This is a genomic window from Alkalicoccus urumqiensis, assembly GCF_002993335.1.
In the GTDB taxonomy this organism is placed as follows: domain Bacteria; phylum Bacillota; class Bacilli; order Bacillales; family Salisediminibacteriaceae; genus Alkalicoccus; species Alkalicoccus urumqiensis.
On record NZ_PVNS01000001.1, the window covers coordinates 99515 to 118743 of the forward strand.

The following is a 19229-nucleotide window of genomic DNA, read 5'->3' on the forward strand; positions in this document are numbered from 1 at the left end:
CAGTAACACCGCAGCCGGCTTCTGCCGGCTGTTTTTTTGTGCAGTAACACCATTCAGAGCCTGACTGATCTTAAATCAGCACGGTCTTTCTAATGGCACATCGTTTTCTGACCGCACTTGAGGCTAAACAACATTTCTCCGTAAAGAAGCGTGGCTCCTGGAAGCCCACTATCCTGCGATTCAAACCAATTGCCGTCTCCGCTCGCGCTTTCAGCCGTTTGGCGCGGTATCAGCGTTCTGGATCTCTACACACCTCCACCATTTCTGTACAATGGAACTTCAGAAAACAGCGGTCCATTTTCCCACATTAATACATAAGTCTTCGGAATTTTTTTATTGAAATAAATGGCTTATTTAAGTGTATTAGTACCTACATATCGGCTTATAACGAATCTTCCTTTATATGTAAAAATCAACCTTAGTTATATATACCCACACACCTGTATAGGTGCTCTATTTCTCTACGCCTCTCTAAACCCGCTCTCCTGCAGGAAAAACTCCCCTTTTACCTACAATCAACTGCATTTTTATTTCAGCCAGTTTTTCGAAATCTCCACAAAAATCTCCCGCTATCGGCCTTGTGGCATAAATGGTATTACCAGATTATACCCTTTTATCATACGTTAGATATATTATGAAGGCATCACCAGTTTTTTCGTCTGCCGGGACAGCAGAAAAAAAAGAAAGAGGGGGATTCTATGCACGTAGTATTAACTGGAGGCACTGGATTCATCGGGAGCCACACGTGTGCAGCACTTATGGAAGCAGGATACGACCCGATTCTCATTGATAACCTGAGCAACAGTACCTTGGAGGTGCACCGGCGCCTGGAAGAGATGACAGGAAAAAGGATTCCGTTCATTCAGGCCGATCTCCGGGATCCCGCTTCCTACGAAGACGTATTCACCACCTACAATGTTGGAGCTGTCATTCATTTTGCCGGATGGAAAGCCGTCGGAGAAAGCGTGGAGAAACCGCTTGATTATTACCACAACAACCTCTCCGGTACACTTCAGCTGCTGTCTCTCATGGAAAAATACAAGGTCACCCGGATGGTGTTCAGCTCGTCTGCGACGGTATACGGAACGCCTCAGATTACACCGATTCCAGAGTCCCATCCACTGGAGACACTGAATCCGTATGGCCGCACGAAGCTGATGCTGGAACAGATATTACTTGACTGGTTCCACGCCCTCCCATCCATGAGAATTGCTGTCCTGCGCTATTTCAATCCTGCCGGGGCTCACCCATCGGGCGCGATCGGCGAGGTACCAACAGGCACACCGGCCAACATCATGCCGTATATCACGCAGACAGCTGCCGGCATCCGGCCGAAACTGCGTATATTTGGAAATGATTATCCGACAGCGGATGGTACAGGGATCCGGGATTACATTCACATTCAGGATCTGGCTTCCGGACATGTCCGGGCTCTGGATCATATCAATGGCAGTCCACCGATGTACGACACGTTCAACCTGGGCACAGGCAATGGCTGGAGCGTACTGGAGCTGATCCGGACGTTTGAACAGATTACCGGCCAGACCATTCCGCATACGTTCGCTCCACGCAGACCCGGAGATGTCGCCGTCTGCTACGCGGATCCTTCCAAAGCGGAATCCGTGCTCGGATGGAAGGCGGTGCATACGCTAGAAGATATCTGCCGCGATGCCTGGAGGTGGGAAAGCCGGGAAGCCGAGCTTTACCACTCCAGATAGGACTGGTCCGTATAGAGATAACGGAAGTCCCGCTCTTCAGCCAGCGCTGCGCTCCGCTTTGGTTCATCAAAAATGACGGAATAAATATCGTCATTTTCCTCGGCCGCGGCTGCAGCTACAAGATCCAGACGTTCTTCCGACCAGTTATCTGTCGTCAGTTTGGAATAGTGGAATTCCTCCCACATGAGGCCGTCTACGTAAGGAGCCGTTTCGTGAATATACAAGTCGAGTCCCCAGTTCTGCACGAGATGCAGATCGGGGCCGGCTTCATTGGCAAACTCGTAAATATCGATCAGGCCGCGGAGCTGCTCCTCGTACGTATCGGAACCGCGGGCAAATTCATTGTCGATGTTACCGACCGTATCGAATAAGATGCCGTCGAGCCCTTTGTTTAGAATCTGTTCTTCAATATCGGCTTTGACGATGTTCCGGTAATTTTCAGAGGTCAGATCGGTAAGGTAGGAGTCCCACTGCGGATAGTAGACGCGTTCGCCGTTCCGGAGAAAAAAGTCGCCTTCTTCCAGACTGTTAAAGCGCTCTTCGTTCCAGCGGTCAATTTCCATGATATTGATGTAGCCGAGCACGCGTACGCCGGACGACTGGAGGAATTCGATATCCTCTCTCGAATAGTGAACCGGCTCGAGAATCACTTCGTCGGCTCCGGCCATCTGTTCGAGCGTTTCCTCGGACGGGTTGTTGTAGTAAATACGGAAATCGCCGCCGTACGCGGGATTCTCCATCACGATCACAGCGGCTGCCACTGCAAGAAGTGCCAAAATAGAAATCATTGTTTTCATAAGTCCCTGCCTTTCTTTTGTGTCTACCGCTTCTGATCCTCTGCACCTACGGTCACTTAAAACGAAAGGAGTCCGATTGGTATGTATTATAAACAGCCCAGCCACATTCGTAAACTAGTTGAGCTCGTCATTATGTTTGGAGGTCTCATTTTACTGGACCGGTTCGTTTTTGCTCCGGAGCTTCTTTACCATCCGCTGCAGCCGTTTCTTCTCCTGCTCGTCCTTTTCGCTGTCCGTTACGGCGTATACTACGGCGCTGCCGGTTTCTTCATCGTTCTCGCCTACCGGATGCTCAGCTACATGACGGGCGGCGGCGACATCTTCCTTCTTTTTTACGACCCGAACCAGTCGATGCCAATTCTCCTGGAACTGATTTCTACGATTCTCGTCGGCCTGTTCAGCTCTTCTTTCCGGGAACGCTACGATTCCCAGCAGTTCGTCAAAGATGAACTCCAGGAGGATAATGAAGAGATGCGGCGGACGCTGGAGCAGCTGAACCGCACACAGAAAACATTGAAGCAGAAAGTTCTCGAATCAGACTACTCGCTGCAGCGTATTTATCAGATCGGCCTCGCACTTGATCATGACCGTCCGGAACTGATCCGTTCAGAAGCGATGTCTCTCTTTGCCGGCATGCTGAAAGCAGAACGGCTGGCTCTCTATCACATGGACTCCTCCGGGCGTGCCCTCCGCCTGTCGAAACAGCGCGGCGAAAAAGGATCGTTTCCGCAGTCGATCCTGCTGGGTGAAGGGAATGATCCATTCAGCCGGGCCGCACAGTCCGGAGAAATTACGATCCGTACTGTCTATGACCCGCCGAATTCGCCGGGCCTTACAGCACCGGTCGTTGTCGATGGAAATGTGGTGGAGATTCTTGCAGTCGACGACCCGGATATTGAAACCATCCGTCCGCATGATCTGCACATTCTCGGTCTTGTGCTTGCCTGGATGGGAACTCGGCTTTCCAAAGCAGGAAAGTACATGGAGCGCGAAGAACAGCCGAAGCGCCACACAGGCACGTCCATGTATCAAATGCTGTACTTCGAAGAGATCGTGCAGCAGGAAGAAGAGAAAAACGCGGACGGCCTGCACCCTTACAGTGTCGTTACACTGAATGTGCCGACGGGAGCCGACTTTTCCGTTGTGGAACTGGATCTGGTGCTCGCTCCGCTCGTTCGTGAAGTGGACCGGATCGGCTATGACAGCACGAGCGGCAGACTGAGTATTCTTCTTCCGGGAACCTCTTCTGAAAATGCCGTTCTCGTCGAGCAGCGCATCTGGGATACGCTCGGCAGGAAGGGGGTTCTCCATGAGTCCAGCTGATGTAATGCCAATCTGGCTGATTGTCTTCTGGTTGATCCACGGTGTGATCGTCTACCTGCTCGGTAGAATCTGGATGAAGAAAAAAGAAGAGGAGGACCGAGGCCACATTTCAGCAGCGGTGCTGATGGCTATCGTCTTTCCTGTCATCGGTACGATCGCGGGACTGCTTGTCATTGCAGCCGCCTCCCGCTTTCCGGCAGAATCCCTGCTGGAGGAATATGAAAAATATATCTCCTACGAAGTAACAAATCTCGAAGCGCTCCGCACAGAAGCGGAATGGAGTGAGGAGCTTGTCCCGCTTGTCGATATGGTCACCGACCAGCAGGCGGAAAACCGGCGCCACGCAATCATGAGCCATATCACGCAGGATATCCGCGGCCAGGGCCGCTACCTGCGGATGGGCATGGACGGCGCTGATTCCGAAACAATCCATTACGCCGCGGCTACCATGAACAGCTTAAGCGGACGGTTTGAAAAAGCGGTCGAGCAGCAGAAAGCCGCCCACGACCCGGATATGGAGTCACAGGTGCTGCAGCTGCATCAAAGTTACCAGAAACTGATTGAGAGTGACCTTTTATCACCACTGCAGGCCCGTCATAAGCGAAAGGAATGGCTTTCCTTTTTAGAAGAAGCCCACACCCGCCATCCCGATGCATCCTGGATACTGACGGGCTGGGGGCAGGTGCTGGAACTGGACGGACAGCCGGAAAAAGCCGCGCGCCTGTATGAAGATGCCATCAGCCGTTTCCCACAGGAGGCGGAAGGATATGAGCGTCTCCTCCGTCTGTACTGGAAACAGCACGTGCCGGAAGAAGCCGTACCGGTCATGCAGAAAGCGTCCGTCTATCTGGACCGCAGCACGCTGACAGAAGATCAGAAATTTTTGTTCGACATGCTGGAAGGGGAGAGTTCCGAATGGCAGCCAACCTTAAATTTCCATTCATCATTGCTGCAGTCATCCTGATCCTCGGCATTTCCGTTCTTCAGTGGGGGCGGATGAACTCCCTCCACGTCGTCTTCCCGACAAACGAAACGGAAGCCGAAGAGTTTCAGGTCATGTCGAGCGCGGAAGCTGCAGAAAACGACCTCACCATTTACCTGCAGGAGCCTGAAGCAGGCGACACGCTCGGACAGGACACACTCGAGAATGTAAAATATACGCTCGATTACGCGCAGCTCGACTACGAGCTGATTCAGCCGGAGGAGGTGGCAGGGATCCCCCCTTCTCCCTGGCACATTCTCGTGCTGTCAGGTGAGCTTATAGAAACCTGGGATCACGATGCCGTCGATTCCTTTGTACTGGAAGGCGGAAGAGTGCTTGCAGCAAACCGTTTCCCGAGCGTCGAGTGGATGGATGTCATGGGTGTGCACGATTTCAATGACTACATCGATGACCAGAAAGGAATCACGTTTGAACAGGACATCTTTCCAGGCTATCCGGACCTGCCGCCGGAGTCGACGATGCTGACACACAGTATACTCGATCTTGAAATCGAGCCCGGAGCTGAGCTGATCGCTTCTGTCGAAGGCCACCCGCTTCTATGGGAATACGAATACGGCCTGGGAAAAGTCGTGTACTGGAACACGACCGTCACCAGTGAAAAAACGTCCCGCGGCCTTCTCTTAAACAGCCTGTCCCTTCTTCCGCCGGCCATGTGGATCAATCAGTCAGGTATGCAGATTTTTCATATCGACGATTTCCCGGCACCGATTCCGCTCGGTTCGCTCCCGGAAGGCGTGGATGATTCCTACCGCATGTCGGTGAAGGAATTTTACACATCGGTCTGGTGGGAGGATATGAAAAAGCTGAAAGACACGTACGAACTGCCGATGACCGGATACTACATTGCGACGTATGAAGACCAGTTCCGCATGCAGGCGGAGGATATTATCGAAGATGACGATTACTTTATGCTTCTCTTCGGACGCTCTCTCATGGATGAAGGCGGCGAAATCGGCCTTCACGGCTACAACCACCAGTCGCTTGTAACGGAAGATGAACCGATCGATCCAGAGCTCGGCTATGTGCCGTGGCGCAGCATGGATGCCATGGTGGATTCTCTCGAAGAAGCAGATGAGCTGTTTGACTACTTTTTTCCGGAACACCAGATGAGAAGCTACGTTCCGCCGTCCAACATTTTAAACGAGACCGGTATTGAAGCGATTGCGGAGGGACTGCCGGATGTCAACGTTATCTCCTCTATTTACGACGGGGAGGAAAAAGGCAGCCTGATTCAGGAATTTGGAACCGATGACCGGTTTGAACAGCTGTATCATTTCCCGCGGCTGACGAGCGGCTACTTCGGAAATACGGAAGAAGTATTCCGGCTTGTGGACGGCATCGCACACACCGGCATGATGGCACACTTTATCCACCCGGATGACGTGCTCGACCCGGACCGTGCCAAAGACCGCTCCTGGCAGGAGATGCACGACTCCCTCGAAGCCAGGCTCGAAATGGTAAATAACACGTACCCGCACCTTAAAGGCTACACCCAGCAGGACGCGCTGAATAAGTGGAAACTGTATGAACAGTCCGCCATTTACGCCTCTCCCGGAGAAAACGGCGTACAGCTCTCCGGCACCGAGGCGGTCATGCCTTCCACCGGCTACCTGCGCATCAATGAAGGACCGGGAGCTTCAGAAGGCAGCCTGACAAACGCCTTTGTTAATGAAGTGCCCGGCACAGCCGGCCTGTATCACATTACGGTAAGTGCTCCCGACGTGACTATTCCTTACGAAGAGGAGGGATCCCAGTGAGAATTGGTATTATTGCTGAAGGCAGCTACCCCTACGTCCGCGGCGGTGTCTCCAGCTGGATTCATACGCTGATCAACAGCATGCCCGATCAGGAATTTGTGCTGATCTCCATTATGCCGGACACATCACAGACGGAGGCAGATTACGTATATGAGCTCCCGGCCAACCTGACGGAAATCCGCACGTTCGGTCTTCTGCCGGAAAGACAGCGCCGGCGCCGGGTCAAGCCGCTCCGGGAAGATGAACAGGCCGCTTTAAAACGCTGGATCACATTCAAAGAAACAAATCCGGAAGCATTGACACTTATCGGAGAACGACTGCAGGACCCGCGCCGCTTTTTCCAGAGCAGAGCGTTTTATGATATCGTCCGCACCTGCTATCAGGATGACGGAGGCTCGGGTTCCTTCAACAGCTTCCTCTGGATGTTCCGGAGCATGACAGAGCCTGTGATTCAGCTCCTGCAGCAGGACTTTCCCGACGTGGATCTGGTGCACGCGGTCTCCACCGGATACGCCGGACTCGCCGCATCCTACATGGCGGAATCCCGGGGTCTCCCCTTCATTCTGACCGAGCACGGCATTTATCCGCGTGAACGAGAAGAGGAAATTCTGCAGGCAAACTGGATTGCACCGGCATACAAAAAGCGGTGGGTCGACTTTTACTATCACCTCTCCAGACAGACCTACCAGGCGGCCGATTCTATTATTACGCTCTTTGAGCAGAGCCGCCAGCACCAGATTATGGCCGGCGCTCCGGAACACGCAGCACTCGTGATTCCAAACGGCGTCGACTACGAAACGCTCAGCTCCCTGCCCCGCAAAGCACCAGGGGAAGAGCCGTTTACGATCGGCGCCGTCATCCGGATGGTACCAATCAAAGACATCAAAACGATGATCCACGCAGCACTCGTCCTGCGCGAACGCGGACGTTCCTTCCGCTGGATGATTATGGGGCCGCTCGAAGAGGATCCGGCCTATGCCGAAGACTGCATCGCCCTCGTTCAGCAGAACAACCTGGAGGAAAACGTCGTTTTCACCGGGAATGTGAATATTAAAGAATACCTTCCGGAAATCGATGTCGGCGTCCTATCGAGTATCTCCGAAGGACAGCCGCTCGCCGTACTGGAGGGGATGGCTGCCGGCCTCCCGTTTGTGACGACCAACGTCGGAAGCTGCAGCGAGCTCATTAACGGCATCGGAGAGGACCACTTCGGCCCCGCAGGATTCGTCGTTCCGCCGGTGGACCCGGAAGCAATGGCAGACCGGATCGAGTGGCTGATGGATAATCCGGTCGAACGCCTCCGTTTTGCCGGCAACGGCCAGCGCCGGATCGAAGCCTATTATCAGCTGCCGCAGGTAACCGGCGCGTACGAACATATGTACAAACAAAAAGGAGGGGTTTCCATTGGCCGGAGTCGGGTTTAGACTGCAGAAACTGTTTCAGGAAGACTATTTCTCCTCCAGACTGAAAGCCTACTTGTATGCCGGCCTCGTCACCGCCGGCCCGTGGCTGATCGTCATTTTAACCGTTGCCATTATCCGGTGGCTGTCGATGAATGTGCTGAATGCCCCATTTGAAGAGCGGACGCTGTTCAACCTGTCTGTCTCGTATGCGTTTATTTTTTCCCAGGTGGTCCTCGGGCTGCAGCAGCTCGTCGTAACGAGGTACCTTGCGGATAAGTTTTACGGGAAAGAATTCGATGATATTTTCCCAGCGTTTCTAGGCATGACGAAAGTGACACTCGCCGCTGCCTTTGCGCTCTGGCTTGTCTTCACGATTGCCACACCGCTCAACTTTTTGTACAGCGTCGTCCTCTTCCTTCTGTTTGCGGCGATTAATATTATCTGGGTGCTCTTCCTGTTTCTCAGTGCCGCGAAGTTTTACCAGGCGGTGGCGTACAGCTTTCTCGGCGGCGGGCTTCTCGCGGTCGGCAGCGTGTTTCTCGTCGGACGGTTTGCCGACACGCTTCTTACCGTCGGCTTCACACACAGCTTCTGGCTTCTGTCCGGGTTTACGTTCGGAATTCTAGTCACGCTGTTCGGACTGCTTTTCGCCCTGTTTGCAACGTTCCCATCGAAAAAAACAACCGGCCAGTTCAGCTACTTCAGCTACTTTGACCGGTACCCGGCGCTCTTCTGGATCGGTATTCTATATAATACCGGCATCTGGGTGTGCAACTGGGTCATCTGGTTCGGCGAAGGCCGGGAAATAATCGGGTCGTCGTTTATGTATAACTCCGTCTATGATACGTCCGTTTTCTGGGCGTACCTGACGATTATTCCAGCGCTGATACTGTTCGTTGTTTCTGTCGAAACGCGGTTTTATGAGCGGTACCGGGTATTTTACGGCTTCATTAATTACGGGGGAACGTTGTCGCAGATCGCTTCTGCTATGCAGCGCATGACGAAGGTGCTCCGGGAGGAAATGGAGCGTCTGATGCGGAGTCAGGGGCTTATCACGTTCCTGTTTATTCTTTTCTCCCCGCTCATCATCGCCTGGATGGGCATCAGCGGACCGATTGAATCGATTTTCCGCCTCACCGCGATCGGGGCATTCTCCAACGTGATGGTGCTCGTCATCACCCTGCTGCTTCTGTACTTCGAGGATCAGAAGGGCGCTGTCTGGACGGCAGCACTGTTTTTCACCGCCAACCTGTCGCTGACGCTCTTCCTGCTTCCGATGGGCATGCAGTGGTACGGTGTCAGCTTTGCCGCAGGCGCCACGCTGACATTCATGTTCGCTGCCGGGCGGTTAATCTACTTCCTCAAATCGGCGGACTATTTCTCCTTCTGCCCGGCCGAATACGGCTATCTGGCACGGGGAACCCACTTTTTTACCGGAATCGGTGAGCGGCTGAATAAAGTCGTCCGCTGGTAGACGGCCAGGACAAAAAAACGCTTCCGTGGACAGTGTCCCGGAAGCGTTTTTCTATGAAGCGGAAGACGGCTGTTTTCTGCGGAAAAGCAGCCAGGTGACAGCGAACGCTGCTGCAGCCAGCAGCTCCAGGTTCCAGAAGTACCACGGGTGCGCTGCAGCAACCAAGTACAGCGATGCCTCCGGCGGCGGTGTCTGTAAAAACATATAGTTGCTTTGAAACAGCCAATTCGCTCCGGCTGCCAGAAGCGCCGCAGCCTGAAGCAGCAGAAACGCATACAGTGCATCTTTTTTATCCGGATACCACCGGAAAACACGGAGTACATAATAAAGAGCGGCGTAAATCGCCGTATGCTGCACGAAAAAACGGAAGTAATCCGGGTGCGGGAATGCCTGATCCGGAACCGGCGTCACAAAGGCCAGAAGCACAGGAAAAAATACGAAAAAAGGAAGCAGCCGACCGGGCGCTGCTGCTGGAAACAATAAAAGAAACGCAGCTCCGAGTGAGGTAAGAGAGCACAGCTCGAGTGGCAGATGCGACGAAAAGCTCCACCTGCCTTCTATTACTGCAAGCATCTGATAGACTCCTTCACTTCCAAGGAGCACAGCTGCAAGTGTGTAACGGACATACGAATGTCCACGGGACGGGAGAGCGAGCATAAACAGAGCAAGTCCCAGAAACGAAACGGCGAGTGTCGCCAGGTGAAGGGAAGAAAAAGGGGTCATGACCAGCCTCCCGTGCCGACAGCACCTGCCGGTTTTAAAGTGTTCGTGCCATTACTTCTCTTTCTTCCCTTTCCACCTCCGCAAATCCTTTTTTCTGAAACATTTTCCGGATCCGTTCATCGTGATTCGGCTTCGGCGTCACGTATTTCGGCATGACGCCGACACAGCATATTTCCATATAGTCGAGGGAATCGAGGATTTCCTCCAGAAAGCGGGTGCCGTACCCTTTCCCCTGATGTTCCAAACAGATCTCAAAGTGCTGCATGACAGCGACCAGCCCGTGTGTATGGCTGTCTGCGTAAGTGTGCTCGAGTGTGCCGATCGTATTCTCCACATCAAGTGACAGATCTTTGGCCGCTTCCTGTACTTCTTCCCATGTATGGCGCCGTGTATTAAATAAAAAAACCGTTGCCCGGCCGAGGTAATGATCCTCCTCTTTTCCAGCTTCCCTCCACTCCAGATCGAGCTCTACATACCCTTTTTCCGGGTGCCTTGTCGTATGTCCATGCATCCAGACAACGTCATTCATGTCACATTCTCCTTTCAATCAGTAGGTATAATAATCGTGATTTATTCCATTTATCCCCTTTACCTGCTATACTATTTTTACCATTCAGATGGCGCAGGAGGTGCAGGCATGTACGAAGAACTCATTGATACCCCATTTTTCCAGGGCTCCCTCCCCGAAAAAGAGCGGGACAGGCTGGAAGGGCTCGCCCGGAAACGAACGTACTTAAAAGGACAGGCCCTTTACTTTGAAGGGGACCCCGGTGACCGGATGTACATCGTGCAGCAGGGCGTGCTGAAGATTTTCCGGGAACATCACGGCCAGCAGATTGTTCTCGGCCACCAGTTCCCCGGCCAGGCCATCGGCGAGCTGGAAATGTTTCATTATGAAAAACGCCGGACCGCCGGAGTTGCCGTTCTCGAAGAGGCTGTACTCTGGAGCATCGACCGGCCTGTTATGCAGCGGCTCGCCTCCCTCTATCCCGATCTTTTGTACAAAACCATCTACATATTGAGCGAACGCCTCACACAGGCCGACAGGAAACTGGAGTATCTCGCCTTTCTTGATGTCAAAGTCCGTGCAGCAAACCTTCTGCTGGACCTTGCCGCCAATAAAGGGCGGGCCGTGAAAAAAGGTGTCCAGATCGACTGGAAAATCACCCAGCAGCATGCAGCGGATATGATCGGTGCATCCAGGGAATCCATGGCCCGCTGTCTTCAGGATATGCAGAAAGAAGCCATGATTCAGCTGCAGGGGCGTACAATTCTCATTACCGATATGCCTGCGTTGGAGCAGATGACCGCAGCTGCCTCCACACTGCCGAGAGACTGGCACCTGACGGATGCATACAGTAATGGAAATAAACGATGATTCTAAATATATGTTTACTGTACCGATTCTCAACTTTTGTTTCTGTGACAGCCGTCACATTTTGCACGGGACTTTTTTCTTTACTTTTGTAAGTAAGATACTTTTTCCTGCATTGATATAGAAGCAATTTGAGGAGTAATCCCGTTAGCAATAATATGTTTTCTTTATGGACACATGTTTAATTCCAGCACTGCAAAAACCTTCAGGAGGTATATATGAAGAAAATGACGTCGATGTATGTAACGATTCTATTCTTCTTTTCAGCCGCCTGCAGTCACAGCGGCCTGTCGACATACAATGACATGATGGCAGAAAGTGACGAGGAATTTACGTATCAGCCCCTGCTCGCCGAAACGGAGGGCCATTATTCCACGTATGCGGTCGTAAAAACCGAGCAAGAAGTAAGAGATATGAAAGAAGCTTTTCAAAACCCTTTAGTTGAGACTTCAATCACCTCTCAAGAAAATGATGTGGAGGACATTAAATACGGGGGATTGAATGTCTCTCACCTGCCGTCCTATTATGTATTTGATACCGAAACGCTCCTCTTTGAGACACATGACAAAGAGGAATTTCTCTCCTATCTGGAGGAACTGGAGTAGTTTTTTCACTGCACTAAGTGCTGCAGCTTTTTCTCCGAAAAAAAGAGGCAGAAGCCTGATCGGCTTCTGCGGGATATGTAATCATCATTTTTGATTGTTTTCTTCCATCCACGTTGTCATCAGCTGGATCATGTCCTGGACACTTACATCATCGGACTGCTCTGCGTGCTCTTTCGCAGCCTGCAGCAGTGAAGCAACATCCTTATCATCCATATGCCTTTCTCCTCCTCCCTGATTTATAGGACCATTATTGATATTATCCTAGCACAGGAAAAGCGCAGATGATGTAGAACGGTGTCGAATAGACAAGTTCTTCTTTGATTGGTTCTTCTCGGTCAGAGGTTCATTAGATAGGTTACCGCCTGAGCCGGTCGTCTCATAGCTTCAGCCGGTTTCGTAGCGGTGTTCGTTCAAGACGTGGCAGTGTTTCGGTGCACCGTTGCGGTCTTTGACGCCAGTGTGGCGATCTTTTGCTCCCGCATGGCGGTCTCTTCGTGGTATGGCGGTCTTTTTCCTTCCCGTGGCGGTCTGACACGCTCGTGTGGCGATCTTGAACACTGCCGCTGCGATCCTGGATCCTCTGCAGTACTTCTCCGATCCCGGCGCTTCTGTAATTATAAAAAAATCTGCCGGAATATCCGGCAGATTTTTTAAGAAGAAGTTGGCAGGCAGAGGGGTATCAGGAAGTGGAAAGACGCTGCGGCGCTGTTTTGGTCCGCAGGTTTGAAGCGGTCTCCGCTTTGGTCAAAGGCGTTACTTTCTCTTCCTTGTCCGGATTTTTCATGACATTGTAGGTCATACAGACAGGCTTTCCGGTCCATGGATCCTCCGTTACAAGTGCTTCAATCTGGAACACTTCACGGAGCGCCTCCTGGGAGATGACACATTCCGGGCAGTCCTGGTAGCAGATCGAGCCCTGCCGCATGGCAATGATATAGTCCGAAAAACGGGACGCATGATTTAAATCGTGCAGCACCATGACGATCGTCCTGCCGTGCTCGCGGTTCAGCCGCTCCAGAAGCTCCAGCACCTCCATCTGATGAGCCATATCCAGATACGTCGTCGGCTCATCGAGCAGGAGAAGGTCGGTCTCCTGCGCAAGGGCCATCGCAATCCAGGCACGCTGGCGCTGGCCGCCGGAGAGGGCATCCACCGGACGGTCGGCAAGCTCCGTCAGCTGCGTGTCAAACAGGGCCCGTTCAATCGCTTCATCGTCCTCTTTGCGGCGGCCCATAAACCGGCGCTGGTGCGGATAGCGGCCGTAGGCGACGAGCTCTTTTACCGTCATCGCTCCGGGAAGATCCGGCGACTGGGACAGCAGCGCCATCTCTTTCGCCACATCTTTCGACTTCATCTGGTGTATATCTTTCCCGTTTAAATACGCGGTCCCCTGTGCCGGACGCATAATTCTGGAGATCGTTTTTAACAGCGTTGATTTCCCGCAGCCGTTCGGGCCGATGATTGAGGTGATCTGCCCTTCCGGTATTGAAACGGATAAGTCTTCAATAATATTGTGATTGTCATACCCTACGTTTAGATGCTCTGCCTGCAGATGACTCATGAAGACACTCCTCTTTTCCTTCGAACTGAAAATCATTATCAATCACTAGTATACAATGAGAATATTCTCAATACAAGCACTCATGTAAAATCAAGCCGTTCGTCGGAGAAATAGTTGTCTGACTGCGGCTCCGCTGAAAACAGTTCCCCGCTGCCTGCCAAGAGTTTCCGGCGTGCAGGCCGGCAGTGAAAATCTCTCTTTCCGGCATTACCAGCACAAAATAAACCAGGCAGAAACCGCCTGGTCTTAAAAGAAAAGAGAGGTCTATTGAAGAGGTTCCCGCTTTCTGCCTGCACCTGCAGCCGTACGCGTTCCGGAGGGAACGGGCTCAACTAATTCCTTCCTCCTTCCGTCTGAAGGAATGGATTTTCGCCTCGTTCGGATCCTCCCGGAGTCGACGGCCTCCGGTTTCGGCAGAGGAAAGAAGTGCTTTGACTAGCAGGTTGTTTCTTCTACCGTAAAAGCATTTTTTCGTTTGCATATTTACTATCCGCTATCCAGTTTATCCATCTATTCTCCAGATCGAAGCTTCCGTCTTTCTAAACGTAATACTGTGCTTCGGAGCGTTCGGCAGAGACGCCGGTGGGATTTGCTCTTTGTTTGAAGACAAGCCCACGGCAAGCTTCTGCCGAAAAGCGGAGAAGCTCCATTAACAAAAACAAGCGGCACATAGAACAGAACGTTGACATGCTATAACCCTTGCCATTCCTGCTCGGAAGAGGCTTCGAATTTTATACTTTCTTGTACTTCAAAAAAGCCGGGAGAAAGATTCTCCCGGCTGCGCTAGATTATTCCCCCGGTTTAAATGACCGGCCGGCAAGCTCCCGGTCGAGCATTTCAAGCGCGTGGCTGTCGGACTCCATCCGCTTCACGCGCTGGATCAGCGTGTCAAACGAGGCTTCCTCTTCCACCTGCTCATCAATAAACCAGTTTAAAAATGTCATTGTTGCGTGCTCGCGCTCGTCCAGCGCAATGTCTGCAAGCTGGTAGATCCGCTTTGTCACTTCTTTTTCATGGTGCAGCGAATCTTCAAACGTCTGCTGAATGCCGGAAAATGTATTCGAAGGCTCCGGCATACCCTTAATGACGGCACGTTCTCCCATGTCATTGATAAAGTCATAAAACTTCATGGCGTGGAAGCGCTCTTCCTCCGCCTGCACGAGAAAGAAATTTGCAAAACCGTCCAGGCTCTCTGCGGAACAGTAGGCAGCGGTTGCTAAATAGACGTGGGCGGAATAAAATTCGTAGTTCATCTGCTCGTTCAATGCATCTGTCAACTTCTGACTCAGCATGCAATCATCCCTTTCTCCATTCTTTTTCAGCAGCAGCTACAGCTCCCGGAACCCGCTGATGATAGCGGAGTCCTTCTTCTGTTTCCACTGCCTGCCAACAGTATAACCCGGATTCACGAAAAATTCGATTGATTTCCGCTGCCGGCTGTCCGTGAAGCGACTCCTGGTACGCCGCTGCCGCTGTCTGACCGCGGTTGAGAAGATGGGCAGTCATCTCAACCGCGGTATAGGTGTGCTGCTGCATCATATAGATAAGCCGGCCGTTTTGAAATCCTGCACGTTTCAAGGAGTCAAGAATCGGTCCGGAAGGCGTCTGCTGCGGCAGGAACCAGCGGAATTTTCCGCGGGGTTTCATGACGCGGAATGCCTTTTCGGAAAAATCTCCGTCCCCTTCTGCGCCGCTGTGCACAAGTAAATGAAATGATTCCTCCCGAAAAGGCAGCTGCTCCGGAGAACCACAGACGAATCTGGCTCTGCTTCCGTGGACACCTGCCGCCTCTTCGGCATACTGCGTTTGTTGAAGCGTCGGCGTCACGCCGATGACATCCCACTGAAGCGATTCCAGCAGAAAGACGTTTTCACCGCCGCCCGCACTGGTGACGAGTGCCTGCCCCGGCCCCTGTCCGCAGATCGATTCCAGCCACATTCTCCGCGACGATAAACATTGATTCGTAAACAGCGGCTGTCTTCCTCCATTGCCTGCCGGATGTGTCATCGTGAGTCCTCCTTACGATCTTTATTGAAGAAAAGTGCTTTCTCCTCCTGTGTGGCTGCCGGATACCAGCCGGTGTGCACGACGGCGAGAAGCTGTTCGCTGCTGTCGATACCGGCTTCCGTATACCATTCTGCCGGAAAGCGGTATTCGTTCTGTTTGATCACCGCTGCCAGGCCGCAGCTGTCGGCTGCTTCCTGCATCGACTGAAGGGCCCGAAGCACAGGCACCTGCTCGTCGGAACGACTGACAACAACAGCGTGGAGCGGAATCCGGTCATACATTGTGCGGATCGCTTCCGGTACATGCTCGTACATAGAAGAAAGAAGCGGCTCGGTTAAATATGTGCGGCTCTCTCCACGGAATACGAGAAGGCGGACACCGGATCTGACGGCAGGCTGCAGTTCAGCAGACGCCTCCTCCCAGAGCGTCTGAATGACAGAAAGCGGCACGTCTTCGGTCGTTATACAGCGGAGCACCATCCGCTCGAGCATGACTTTCTCTACCATCGCTGTCATCACCTGCTCTTCCTGCTTTGTCAGCATCGCTGTTCCCTCCTTACTTGGATTGGTAATCCGTTACTAACTCGGATACAGGTGTCGGCTGCCTGCGTTTCGGCGGCTCGGCTGGATCAAAAAAACCGAGGTGAAGAAATCCGGCAATCTTCTCATCCGGTGCCGCACCGATTTTCTCCCGTACTTTCGGGTCGTAAATATGCGGGTTCGTTTTCCAGACGACGCCGAGGCGCTTTTCCCAGGCGAGAAGCTGGAAGTTATGAATGAGGCAGCTGACTGCGCCGAAGTTTTCCTCCCACTGCTTCTGCCGCGGATCCTCTTTCATAAGAACGATTAAAAACGCCTTGGGATCGGAAAAATAGTTTCTGCGGTTTTCCCGCATATCCAGTGGGAAGGTCGATGCCATCTCTTCAGCAAACGCGTCTTTCTCTTCCCCGGAAACAAAGACGAAGCGCCACGGTTCCCGCAGCCCGTGGTTCGGCGCCCAGACGGCGTCTTCCAGAAGTTCCATGACAAGCTCCTTCGGTACGTCCTCCTCCAGATAGCCGGTTTTGATCGAGCGCCGTTCCCGGATCACTTTTGCTATCGGTGTCTGTACAGTTCGTGTAGTCATGAGCGTTCCTCCATTTGCAATTATATTCAGCCATTTCACTATTAATAAAATACGATGATATTGGATGTTGATAATCATTCCCACTATATTGTTTGATAAGTGAGGGGGAATTGCTTTTTTATTTTAGTGAGAATGATTATCAACTGTGGTACATTGTTTACTTTACTGCACAAAAAATAAAACGTCAATACAGCCTTTATATATATTTTCATTTCTTCATCTTTTTTTCATCATATTAGTGATTATCATTCTCATATATCCTGTTAGAGAGTATGTTAAATGCTTTTTCACAGGCAGTCTTCTCAGACAACCAAAGAAAACCACCTTCTTCCAAAAGTGAATATTCATTCAAGTAAAAAAACTCCGCGGATCGGCTTTTCAGCCGCCGCGGAGTAAAACGTCCCCACCACTTTTTTCTCTTGTTTGTTTTACTGGTCGTTCATGATCCGGTAGAGCAGGACGGAGAAATCACGGCGCGTCATGTCCTGGTGTACGCCGTAGGCATTCGCGGAGACACCTGCCGTGTAGCCGCTTCCGTAAAGCTGTCCGACAGCCGAAGCGTAGATGGAACCGTCAAGGTCCGTGAATGGCGTTTCTGTTCCGCCGCCGAGCGAGAATGCCCGTGACAGAACTGCCGCCATTTCCCCGCGGGAAATTTCCCGCTGCGGAGCAAAGTTCCCATCTGTTCCGCCGGCAAACAATCCGGCTTCTGTCGCAGCTGCGACAGCTCCTGCATAGTAGGCATCACCGGATACATCAGGATAATCTGCTGTACCGGAAGGGCTGAGTTCCAGTGCCCGTGTCAGAAGCACAGCCGCTTCGGCGCGCGAAATGCTGTTATCTGGACGGAACGTGCCGTTTTCGTACCCTTGGATCAGACCGGCAGCCTGCATCGCGCGGACCGCGGCATAACCGGGATCAGATTCATCGAAATCGGTGAACGCATCCGGAAGTTCGGGCTCCGGAGGGGCTTCCGGTCCGTCATTGCCATTGTCGTTGTCGTTGTCATCGTCTTCTTCTTCATACGCATCCATGATCGCATCAAACGCCGGTTTCGTATTGAAGTCCGTGTCAAAGACGAATGGAGCGTCTTTACCAACGCCGTCGTTGTACTCTTCGGCGCGGTCATCGAGCCATGTGTGATCATCTGCAATGCCCCAGAACGTGACGTTGGAGATGTCATCGTCGTGACGCTCATACAGGTTAAACAATGCATTGTAGCGGTCTGCCTGACGCTCAAATTCCTCATCTGGGATGGCGTCATAGCTTTCGTAGGCAGGCTCCGGCGGCCAGCCGTACAGGCTGACGTCAAGCTCAGTGATGTGCGTGTCCAGGCCGAGACCGGCGAACATTTCGATCGATTCTTCGATCTCATTCAGTGTCGGCCAGTCAAGTTGAATATGTGCCTGATGGCCGAACCCGTCAATCGGCACGCCTTCATCGAGAAGGTCCTCTACCAGACTATAAAGGTTGTCACGCTTAGGGTTAATTTCTGTGTTGTAGTCGTTAATAAACAGCTTGGCATCTTCCCCGCCGGCTTCACGTGCTGCTTCAAAAGCGGTGCGGATGTAGTCTTTCCCTGCGATCTGATACAGCGGTGATTCGCGGAGACCTTCGTCGTTCGGTTCACCGTCATCGATGACTTCGTTTACAACATCCCAGGCATCAACGACATCTTTGTACCGGTCGACGACTGTTTTTACGTGCGTTTCAATGCGCTCGAGAAGAACTTCTTTGTTCTCCGCACGCTTGTCCGGGTCTGTTTCATCGACCATCGGCTCCCCGTTCTCATCTTCGAAGAACCAGTCCGGCACCTGGTTGTGCCAGATCAGCGTGTGGTAGCGGAGGGTCATGTCATTTTCTCTTGCGAAGTCAGCGATTTGATCAGCGTCATCCCAGTAGAATACGCCTTCCTCCGGCTGAATGTAGAGCGGCTTCATGACGTTTTCCGCCACGAGGCTGTTGTAGTGGCGTTTCAAAATCTCTCCGTGCACACCTTCCAGCTGGTAAAGCTCCACTGCTGCACCGATGTCAAAGGAGTCTTCATACCGCTCCTTCATGGAATCAGCATCAACTGCTGCTTCACCGGCTGCGGATACGCCGGCCGGAACGGATGCAGCCATGATCGCTGCGGTTCCGCTTAGTAAGTACTTGTGTCTACGTTTCATTCCCTTACCTCCCCAGATAATGATGAAATCGATACGCTCTGTAAGCGTTATCATTTACTATCATAATCCCTCTACTTTGTTTAATCAATAACTTTACTTAATATTGGTAAAATTGCGTCATATGTCATTAAATATGGAATTAATTAGAAAATAAGAGCAATAATGGACGGTTCATTCTAAAAATACCGGC

At 52.1% G+C, this 19229-nt stretch carries 18 protein-coding genes; 8 read left to right on the forward strand and 10 right to left on the reverse strand.

Annotation, left to right across the window (positions count from 1 at the left end; translation table 11 throughout):
- Positions 1-698: 698 nt before the first annotated feature.
- The gene (gene galE / locus C6I21_RS00380; protein WP_105957444.1) at positions 699-1718 is read left to right on the forward strand and encodes a UDP-glucose 4-epimerase GalE; all 1020 of its coding nucleotides are present in this window, start codon (positions 699-701) and stop codon (positions 1716-1718) included.
- On the opposite strand, the gene C6I21_RS00385 is transcribed toward galE, so the two are convergent.
- Entirely contained in the window at positions 1703-2515 is an 813-nt protein-coding gene (locus C6I21_RS00385) for an endo alpha-1,4 polygalactosaminidase (protein WP_105957445.1), read from the reverse strand. The two genes, galE and C6I21_RS00385, sit on opposite strands and share 16 nt — an antisense overlap.
- 81 nt (positions 2516-2596) lie before the next feature.
- Between C6I21_RS00385 and C6I21_RS00390 the strand changes: the two genes are divergently transcribed.
- From C6I21_RS00390 to pelG, 5 genes are read left to right on the forward strand one after another with little or no spacing between them, the layout of a single operon-like run.
- Positions 2597-3838 (forward strand): hypothetical protein, encoded by a 1242-nt coding sequence (locus tag C6I21_RS00390; protein ID WP_105957446.1) that lies wholly within the window; start codon positions 2597-2599, stop codon positions 3836-3838.
- The gene (locus C6I21_RS00395; protein WP_105957447.1) at positions 3825-4802 is read left to right on the forward strand and encodes a tetratricopeptide repeat protein; all 978 of its coding nucleotides are present in this window, start codon (positions 3825-3827) and stop codon (positions 4800-4802) included. The genes C6I21_RS00390 and C6I21_RS00395 overlap by 14 nt, the downstream gene beginning before the upstream one ends.
- On the forward strand, positions 4754-6598 hold the full coding sequence (locus tag C6I21_RS00400) for a DUF2194 domain-containing protein (protein ID WP_105957448.1): 1845 nt from the start codon (positions 4754-4756) through the stop codon (positions 6596-6598). The genes C6I21_RS00395 and C6I21_RS00400 overlap by 49 nt, the downstream gene beginning before the upstream one ends.
- Complete coding sequence (pelF, locus tag C6I21_RS00405; protein ID WP_105957449.1) at positions 6595-8022, forward strand: GT4 family glycosyltransferase PelF; 1428 nt, start codon at positions 6595-6597, stop codon at positions 8020-8022. Before C6I21_RS00400 ends, pelF begins: the two co-directional genes overlap by 4 nt.
- A complete protein-coding gene (gene pelG, locus C6I21_RS00410; protein ID WP_105957450.1) occupies positions 8003-9475 on the forward strand; it encodes an exopolysaccharide Pel transporter PelG in 1473 nt (490 codons plus the stop codon). Before pelF ends, pelG begins: the two co-directional genes overlap by 20 nt.
- A gap of 51 nt (positions 9476-9526) precedes the next feature.
- Here pelG and C6I21_RS00415 read toward each other — a convergent pair whose 3' ends face one another.
- Together C6I21_RS00415 and C6I21_RS00420 are read right to left on the reverse strand one after the other, a co-directional pair.
- Positions 9527-10198 (reverse strand): TMEM164-related integral membrane acyltransferase, encoded by a 672-nt coding sequence (locus C6I21_RS00415; RefSeq protein ID WP_105957451.1) that lies wholly within the window; start codon positions 10196-10198, stop codon positions 9527-9529.
- 34 nt (positions 10199-10232) lie between these two features.
- Positions 10233-10727, reverse strand: coding sequence for a hypothetical protein (locus tag C6I21_RS00420; RefSeq protein ID WP_142393190.1), 495 nt, complete (start codon positions 10725-10727; stop codon positions 10233-10235).
- 108 nt (positions 10728-10835) lie between these two features.
- On the opposite strand from C6I21_RS00420, the gene C6I21_RS00425 reads away from it, so the two are divergent.
- Together C6I21_RS00425 and C6I21_RS00430 are read left to right on the forward strand one after the other, a co-directional pair.
- Positions 10836-11576 (forward strand): Crp/Fnr family transcriptional regulator, encoded by a 741-nt coding sequence (locus C6I21_RS00425; RefSeq protein WP_181186005.1) that lies wholly within the window; start codon positions 10836-10838, stop codon positions 11574-11576.
- A gap of 215 nt (positions 11577-11791) precedes the next feature.
- Positions 11792-12178 carry a hypothetical protein gene (locus C6I21_RS00430; RefSeq protein ID WP_105957454.1) on the forward strand — a complete coding sequence of 129 codons (387 nt, stop codon included), beginning with the start codon at positions 11792-11794 and terminating at the stop codon, positions 12176-12178.
- Between the two features lie 84 nt (positions 12179-12262).
- On the opposite strand, the gene C6I21_RS16740 is transcribed toward C6I21_RS00430, so the two are convergent.
- The 7 genes from C6I21_RS16740 to C6I21_RS00465 form a co-directional block, all read right to left on the reverse strand.
- Positions 12263-12391, reverse strand: a complete 129-nt coding sequence (locus C6I21_RS16740) for a hypothetical protein (RefSeq protein WP_280953425.1) — start codon at positions 12389-12391, stop codon at positions 12263-12265.
- A 466-nt stretch (positions 12392-12857) separates the two neighbouring features.
- The gene (locus tag C6I21_RS00435; protein ID WP_105957455.1) at positions 12858-13739 is read right to left on the reverse strand and encodes an ABC transporter ATP-binding protein; all 882 of its coding nucleotides are present in this window, start codon (positions 13737-13739) and stop codon (positions 12858-12860) included.
- Positions 13740-14527: 788 nt separating this feature from the next.
- The gene (locus C6I21_RS00445) at positions 14528-15031 is read right to left on the reverse strand and encodes a ferritin (RefSeq protein WP_105957457.1); all 504 of its coding nucleotides are present in this window, start codon (positions 15029-15031) and stop codon (positions 14528-14530) included.
- 4 nt (positions 15032-15035) lie between these two features.
- Complete coding sequence (locus C6I21_RS00450; RefSeq protein ID WP_105957458.1) at positions 15036-15746, reverse strand: class I SAM-dependent methyltransferase; 711 nt, start codon at positions 15744-15746, stop codon at positions 15036-15038.
- A complete protein-coding gene (locus C6I21_RS00455) occupies positions 15743-16288 on the reverse strand; it encodes a nitroreductase family protein (RefSeq protein WP_105957459.1) in 546 nt (181 codons plus the stop codon). Before C6I21_RS00455 ends, C6I21_RS00450 begins: the two co-directional genes overlap by 4 nt.
- Before the next feature lie 13 nt (positions 16289-16301).
- Positions 16302-16871: a nitroreductase family protein gene (locus C6I21_RS00460; protein WP_105957460.1), complete on the reverse strand. Its 570-nt coding sequence runs from the start codon at positions 16869-16871 to the stop codon at positions 16302-16304.
- Positions 16872-17299: 428 nt separating this feature from the next.
- Positions 17300-19039: an endo-1,4-beta-xylanase gene (locus C6I21_RS00465; RefSeq protein WP_105957461.1), complete on the reverse strand. Its 1740-nt coding sequence runs from the start codon at positions 19037-19039 to the stop codon at positions 17300-17302.
- Between the last annotated feature and the right edge of the window lie 190 nt (positions 19040-19229).